Annotated in this window: 5 protein-coding genes; 2 read left to right on the plus strand and 3 right to left on the minus strand. The window is 69.6% G+C overall.

The genetic code is table 11. The features are described 5' to 3' along the window. The 3 genes from E8A12_RS19070 to E8A12_RS19080 all read right to left on the minus strand — a co-directional run. On the minus strand, window positions 1-1,444 hold a 1,444-nt coding region (locus E8A12_RS19070; protein ID WP_293371753.1), incomplete at its 3' end, for an NF038122 family metalloprotease. 77 nt (window positions 1,445-1,521) lie between these two features. Continuing rightward, the gene (locus tag E8A12_RS19075; protein ID WP_293371755.1) at window positions 1,522-2,715 is read right to left on the minus strand and encodes a cytochrome P450; all 1,194 of its coding nucleotides are present in this window, start codon (window positions 2,713-2,715) and stop codon (window positions 1,522-1,524) included. Window positions 2,716-2,724: 9 nt separating this feature from the next. After that, window positions 2,725-3,417 (minus strand): MgtC/SapB family protein, encoded by a 693-nt coding sequence (locus E8A12_RS19080; RefSeq protein ID WP_293371757.1) that lies wholly within the window; start codon window positions 3,415-3,417, stop codon window positions 2,725-2,727. 125 nt (window positions 3,418-3,542) lie between these two features. Between E8A12_RS19080 and E8A12_RS19085 the strand changes: the two genes are divergently transcribed. Both E8A12_RS19085 and E8A12_RS19090 read left to right on the plus strand, forming a co-directional pair. Next, entirely contained in the window at window positions 3,543-4,022 is a 480-nt protein-coding gene (locus E8A12_RS19085) for an OmpA family protein (RefSeq protein ID WP_293371759.1), read from the plus strand. Window positions 4,023-4,217: 195 nt separating this feature from the next. Continuing rightward, window positions 4,218-6,038, plus strand: coding sequence for a PBP1A family penicillin-binding protein (locus E8A12_RS19090; RefSeq protein WP_293371761.1), 1,821 nt, complete (start codon window positions 4,218-4,220; stop codon window positions 6,036-6,038). Window positions 6,039-6,084 lie beyond the last annotated feature (46 nt).

The following is a 6,084-nucleotide window of genomic DNA, read 5'->3' on the forward strand; positions in this document are numbered from 1 at the left end:
TCAGGTCGTCCCCCTGGCCGCCCACCAGCCAGTCGTTGCCGCCAGGCCCGCCGTCGATCGTGTCATTGCCCTTGTTGCCATTGATGTCGTCAAAGCCTGAGCCGCCGTAGATCACGTCGTCCCCATCCTCGCCGCGCAGATAGGTCTGGGCGGTCAGGCTGGAGTCGGCCGTGATGGTGTCGTTGCCGGCGCCGCCCATCAGGGTGCCGCCACCCGCCGGGCTGACCATCACGTCATCGCCGGGGGTTGAAACGCTGACGCCGGCCTGGACGCTCACGGTGAACGAGCCCGAGGTCAGGTCCCCGTACGAGTTCACCTCGACATAGAAGGTCCCGCTGGCCCCCGGATGCACCACCAGCCGGGAATCGAGGGTCCGCAAGTCCGCGTCGTCGTTCTGGGCGATCTGGGCGCCGCTGGCGTCGTGCAGCGTCAGGACCGGATCGTCGAGGGTGCCGCCACCGCCGTCCTGACCGGTGATATTGATGACGTAGTCGGTCCCGGCGTTGAGCTGCACCTTGAACCAGTCGTGGTCGCCGATCGCTTGCAGCATGCCCGCCAGCGGCGCGCCTACGCTCAACTGGCCGAACGGATGGGTCGTGTCGGTGAAGCTGTCGGCATAGTCATCGGGGCCGCTGCCGGGCGGCGCTCCGCTGGGCGTGAAGCCGAGGACGTCCAGCACCTGCAGGTCCACCGCCGAGATGCTGGTGTGGTCCCCGCCTCCGCCGTAGCCGAAGGCATCCTCGACGGTGTAGTCCCAGTCGCCCAGGTCGGATCCGTCGTTGACGCCGGCCGAGCTGATCGAATTGTGCAGGATCCCGTCGAGGTGGGCGCCGTCCACCCCGAAGAAGCTGTAGTAGTTGTCGGAGCCGCCGGTGTAGTCGCGCGCGCCGGTGCTGTCGAAGCGGAAGAGGTCGAACGGCGCGAACTGGCCGCCCGGCTGGAGGCCCAGTTCCTGGATGCGTCCGAAGACACCCTCGCTGAGTTCGTGCTCGACCGCGCCGACCAGGTCGGAGCCGAAGGTCCAGGGCTGCAGGCTGTTGATTGTAACGGTGTCGTCGATGACGCCGGAGGGAGGCAGGATGCCGAGCGCCTGCGCCTCGCCGCTGACGATCTCGAACCCGGCGCCGTTGGACGGATCCGTCGCCGGCAGCCCGGCCACGGCCAGACGGTCGTCGGCGGTGGTGGCGTGCGTCGTCAGGGCCGCGACCAGCTGGTTGTAGGAGATGGGATAGACATTGAAGATGTTGTTGGCGACGTCGTTCGCGCCGCCCGGGTCGTAGTTGAAGGCGACATTCACCGTCACGGTGTCGGTGAAGTGGGCCTGGAGGTAGTTCTCGGCGGTGATGATCGAGGTGCGGACCTGATCGGTGACGCCCGCGTCATAGGTGTTGTTGAAAACAATGCCGCTGCCCGCTAGGGCCACGGCTTCACCACTCAACGGCATTACGGGCCCCCCGGCGATCCGATCATAGGGGGTCAGCAACCCCGGGTTGTCAACGTCGCCGTTGAACCTGTTCAGTCTCAGCGCGGACGAAACCGAAGCGGCATGGTTTTCGGCCCGGAGATGAAGTTGGACGGCAGCCATTCCGGCGGGGCGGCGAGCTCGAAATCGGTCATGCGGTTCAGCACTTCCAAAAGCATCGCGTCGATCTCGATGCGGGCGATGTGCTGGCCCAGGCAGCCGTGCGGGCCGGTGCCGAAGGCGATGTGAGGGTTCTCCGCGCGCGTCAGGTCCAGGACCTCGGGGCGATCGAAGGCGGCGGGGTCGCGGTTGGCGGCGCCGAAGTACATGACCACCTTGTCGCCCTCGCGGATGGCCTGACCGGCCAGCTCCACGTCGCGGCGCGCGGTGCGGCGCATGTAGATCACCGGGCTGGTCCAGCGCAGCAGCTCCTCCCGCGCCGAGGGCAGCCGCCCCGGCAGGTCGGCCATCAGCCAACCCATCTGGTCCGGATGCTCCATCAGCGCCAGGAGACCGCCGGACAAGAGGTTGCGCGTGGTGTCCCCGCCCGCGTCGACCAGCAGCAGGAAGAACAGCATGAATTCCATGTCCTCCAGCCGGCGGCCGTCCACCTCGCAGGCCAGGAGCTTAGAGGCCAGGTCGTCGGCGGGCCGGGCGCGCTTATCGGCGATCACCCCGGTGGCGTATTCGAACATCTTCATCACCGCCGCGCCGCCGGCGCCCGGCGGCAGGGCCTCGGGCGCGGTGTGGATGGTCTCGGTGAGCTTGTAGAGCTCGCGGCCGTCGTCCAGCGGCAGACCCATCAGCTCGGCGATCACGAAGGACGGCATCTCGCCGGCGACATCGGCCACGAAATCGCATTCGCCTTTGTCGATCACGGAATCGACGATCTGCCGGGCCAGCGCCTGGATGCGGTCCTCGCGCAGCCGGGCGGCGGGCAGGGTGAACTCCGAGCGGATCAGCTTGCGGAAGGCGGTGTGCTCCGGCGGGTCCATCATCAGCATCATCTTGTGGGGCCCGAACCCCTGGCCCTGCCCCGGCGGCGGGTCGGGGATCAGGATGGTGGGCTCCGAGGAGAAGGCCTGGAAGTCGCGGTCGACGGCCCAGACGTCGGCGTGGCGCGTCACCGCCCAGAAGCCCGCCCCGTTCGGCTCGTCGCACCAGCGCACGGGGGCGTGCTCGCGCAGCCAGCGGTACTGATCGTGCGGCTGGCCGGCGGCAAAGCTCGCGGGTGACAGAAGATCGATCTTCATGGGGTCCGCCTATTTGCTGATCCGCGACAGTTCGAATTCGGCGACGCCTTCCATGGCGAGGAGGTGCGCGGCGAGGTCGTCGAGGCTCTTGTCCCGCTTGGCCACCACATTGCCGCTGTAACCCACGATCGAGCCGTCATGGGTGAGCGCGTAGCTGATGTCGCGCATGCTCAGGCCATGCTCGGCGAGCAACGCCTGGAGCCCGGCCTTGTCCGGGGCGCCGACGGAGCGGAAGCCGAAGGTCGCCCAGGCGTAGACCTGGCCCGGGAAGGCGTCCTCCAGCCAGCGCAGCGCCAGCAGCGTCGCCAGCACCCCCACGGTGGTCAGCGCGCCCGCGGCGTACTCACCAGCCCCGAACAGCAGGCCGATCGCCGCCGTCGCCCAGACCGAAGCCGCCGTGGTCAGGCCCTGGACGTTGACGCCCTCCTTGAAGATGACGCCCGCGCCCAGGAAGCCGATCCCGGTCATCACGCCCTGCCCCAGATGGGTGGGGTCGAGGCGGTCGAGGCTGACGAACCTCGCCCCCGGCGCGAAGACCGGCGCGTAGGCTACCAACATGGTCGCCGCCGCGGCGATGGCCACCAGGGCGTGGGTCCGGAAGCCGGCGGCGCGGCCATGATAGCTGCGCTCCGCCCCGATCATGCCGCCGGCGATCCAGGCGCCCGCAAGACCGCCGGCCATCTGGGCGTAGATCGGGATCATGACCGCGGGGCCTTCCGTTCAAGCCGTGGGAGTTCAGCACGTCCTGACCCGCACCGGAACTGAATCACGACGGCGCCAGGCCCCTGCTCTAGGCGCCTCGCCAGCGCGATGGTAGCTGGCGGCGCATGCAGACCCGCACCTTTCCCGCGCTCGCCGTGGCCGTCGTCCTCGCCGCCGGCCTTTCGGGCTGCCTGACGCCGCACATCCAGCCGCCGCCGAGCGCGGCCATCGTCGAGTCCCGCGCCGCGGTGGGCGCCAAGGCCGCCGCCTGCAAGCCGGGCGGCCTGGATCAGCTCTCCCCGCTGGACGCCGACTTCGCCTTCGACGACTCCGAGATCAGCCCGCGGGGCGGCCAGCGCCTGGCCGACGCCGCCCGCTGGCTGGCCTGCAACCCCGGCGTCGAGGTGGTCATCAAGACCGACAGCGACAACCGCGGCGAGGAGGCCCACCTGAACGCGCTCGCCCAAGCCCGCGGCAAGGCGGTCGCCGACAGGCTGCGCGAGCTGGGCGCCACGGCGGCGGTGATCCGCACCCTGGCCCGCGGCGGCGCCGACCCGGTCACCGCCCCGCACCTGCTGATCAACGCCACGGGACGCGGCTGGTAGCTGACTTCCCTCCCCGTTCCCGGTCTGAACACCCGGGGAGGGGAGCCGTGAAACCGGCGAGTCCGCTGAAATTTCGATTGGCGCTCGCACGCGCATTACCGCGAATTATCTTTCGCCGGCGCAGACTCGGGGCGAAAAGGGCGGCGTGAGACGGATTCGCGCTGAGGGGCCGCCCGTCGTTCTGGAGCCTTACGCTTGATCGCCCTTTTCGCCGCCGCCTCCGTGGCGCTGTCGCCGCCGGACCTGTCGCACCTGCCGCCGATCACGCGCGAGGCGCAGATCACTTATGTCGACCGCTCGGGCGCGGTGATCGGGGTGCGCGGCGGCAAGTACGCCCCGCCGGCGGACCTGGCCCGCCTGCCGCCTTACGTGCCGGCCGCCTTCGTCTCCATCGAGGACCGGCGGTTCTATGAGCATTCGGGGTTCGACCCCGTCGGCATGGCGCGCGCGGCGGTCGCCGACATCGTCAAGGGCCACACCCGCGAGGGCGCCTCGACCATCACCCAGCAGCTGGCGCGCAATCTCTATCTGACCGCCGACCAGACCCTGGAGCGCAAGGCTGACGAACTGATCATCGCCGTCCAGCTTGAGCGCACCTATTCGAAGAAGCAGATCCTCGCCCTCTATCTGAGCCGGGCCTATTTCGGCTCCGGCGCCTATGGGATCGAGGCCGCCGCCCAGCGCTATTTCAACAAGCCGGCGTCCAGGCTGACCATCCGCGAGGCCGCGACCCTGGCCGGGGTCCTGAAGTCGCCGACCAACTACGATCCCGCCGACCAGCCCGAGAAGTCGGCCGAGCGCACCCGGCTGGTGCTCGACGCCATGGTCGAGACCGGCGCCATCACAGCCGCCGACCGGGACAAGGCGCTGGCCGCCACGCCGAAGGTCTGGAAGACCGCGCCGACCGCGCCGGCGCAGTACTTCATCGACTGGCTGGACAGCCAGACGCGGGCGGCGATCGGCCCGACCACCAAGCAGGACCTGGTTGTCGAGACGACGCTGGACCTGCCGAGCGAGATCGCCGCCAGCGAGGCGATCAAGGCGACCACGACGAAGTTCGCCAAACAGGGCGTCAAGGAGGCCGCGCTCGTCTCGCTGGACGGCTCGGGCCGGGTGCGGACGCTGGTCGGCGGCGACGACTACTACAAGGCGCCCTTCAACCGCGCGGTCGACGCGCATCGCCAGGCGGGCTCGGCCTGGAAGCCATTCGTCTACATGACCGCCATGGAGGCCGGCCGCACGCCCGACCTGATCGTGGTCGACGAGCCGGTGACCATCAACGGCTGGTCGCCACGGAATTTCGAGCCGGAGTTCCTGGGCTCGATCACCATGGAAACTGCGCTCGCGCACTCAATCAACACCGTGGCCGCGCGGCTGGCCGACGAGGTGGGGCGCGACAACGTCGCCGCCGTGGCCCACCGCATGGGCATCGTCAGCCAGGTCAACACCGACCCGGCCATGGCGCTCGGCACCACCCTGGTCACCCCGCTGGAGATGGCCACGGCCTACGACACCTTCGGCAACGGCGGCTATCGCATCGCGCCCTACGGGATCGAGCGGATCCGCACCGCCGGCGGCCAGGTGCTGTTCCAGCACAAGGTCCAGCTCGCCACCCAGTCGGTGGCCAACCCGCCGCTGGACGAGATGCAGCGGATGATGCGCACGGTGATGGCGGTGGGGACCGGGACCCACGCCAACGTCGCGGGCTACGACCTGGCGGGGAAGACCGGGACCACCTCGGACTACAAGGACGCCTGGTTCTGCGGCTACACCGGAGGGATCACCACCGTGGTCTGGACCGGCCGCGACGACGCCAAGCCGATGGTGCGGATCACCGGGGCCACCGCGCCCTCGGAGATCTGGCGCAGCTACATGGCGGTGGCGCTGAAGCACCTGCCGAACGGGCCGATCCCGCCAGGGCCGCCGCCGCCCCTGCCGGTGGTCCAGACCCCGGTCGCCGCGCCCGGAACGCCCGACGCGACGCCGGTTCCCGGCACAGCCTCGCCGACGGTCTAGCAGCGGATCGAGGTTCTTTTGGCGACCCTCCTCCCCTTGGGGGTGG

Source organism: Phenylobacterium sp., assembly GCF_004799395.1.
Classification (GTDB): domain Bacteria; phylum Pseudomonadota; class Alphaproteobacteria; order Caulobacterales; family Caulobacteraceae; genus Phenylobacterium.